We start from the raw sequence: 1015 nt of genomic DNA, 5'->3' as shown, positions 1-1015 counted from the left end.
GCGCAACAGGATCAAGGCGAAGCGGTGTTGTTGGCCGAACGCGATAGCCGTGAACTGGTCGAGCACTCGATCGGTCTGGTCACCGCATTGAACCCGTACATCGGCTACAAAAACGCCACCCGCATCGCCGGCCTCGCCCTTGAAAGCGGCCGTGGCGTGCTGGAACTGGTGCGCGAAGAAGGTCTGCTCGACGAAGCCATGCTCGCCGACATCCTGCGCCCGGAAAACATGATTGCTCCGCGTCTGGTTCCGCTCAAAGGCTGAATCGACGCGTTACTTGTAGCACCGCTCACCAGGTCGAGGGACTAGACACCTCTCACCTTTTGAGGGCTTGGGGATTTAGTCCCCAGGCCCTTTTTTTTAACTATTTGATCCTGAGACCCGTATGTCTGGGGACTGAACAATGTGGAGGTAAGCCTTTGTGGCGAGGGGATTTATCCCCGTTGGGTCGCGAAGCGGCCCCAATACCTGCAATCGCGATGTATCAGGTGCACCGCGTGCGATGGTTTTGCGACTGCTTCGCAGCCGAACGGGGATAAATCCCCTCGCCACAGGGTTTGCTTCAGCAGAGGAGCAGTTCCTGTACAAGCCCGGCACCGGTAACGCCGGGTGTTTCAAAGCCTCGTTTCGTCGCTTGCACCACGACTGTGCAGACGGGCGCCGCACTGATCGGTATAGTGCCGCCCCTCTTCGCATGAGCGGTCGTCGGTAACGAGGCCATCACCCATGTGAAACCCGAACTAATAACAAACCCGCGATTTGGAACCGGGACGAAACCTTCGCCTCACCTGTTGTGCCGCGCGCAAACCGGTGTAACACGATGTTTCTCCCATCCAGCATTTGCTTACACAAAAAACAGCGAGGAAAAATCCATGCTCGAAGTCATCAACGACTTCCTCTCAGGCAAAGTACTGATCGTGCTCATTGTCGGGCTCGGTAGCTACTTCACGATTCGCTCGCGTTTCGTTCAACTGCGTCACTTCATCCAAAACTACGAGCTGATACGCGACAGCCA

At 56.5% G+C, this 1015-nt stretch carries 2 pseudogenes; both read left to right on the top strand.

Annotated elements, in window-relative coordinates:
- Positions 1-264 (top strand): annotated as a pseudogene (gene aspA / locus ACIP1X_RS29145) (aspartate ammonia-lyase); the annotation flags it as partial.
- Positions 265-872: 608 nt separating this feature from the next.
- Positions 873-1015 (top strand): annotated as a pseudogene (locus ACIP1X_RS29140) (sodium:alanine symporter); the annotation flags it as partial.

Source organism: Pseudomonas sp. NPDC088885 (assembly GCF_044750025.1).
GTDB lineage: Bacteria > Pseudomonadota > Gammaproteobacteria > Pseudomonadales > Pseudomonadaceae > Aquipseudomonas > Aquipseudomonas rustica.
The sequence above is the reverse complement of the archived record's forward strand: the minus strand, read 5'-3'. Positions and strand labels throughout refer to the sequence as shown.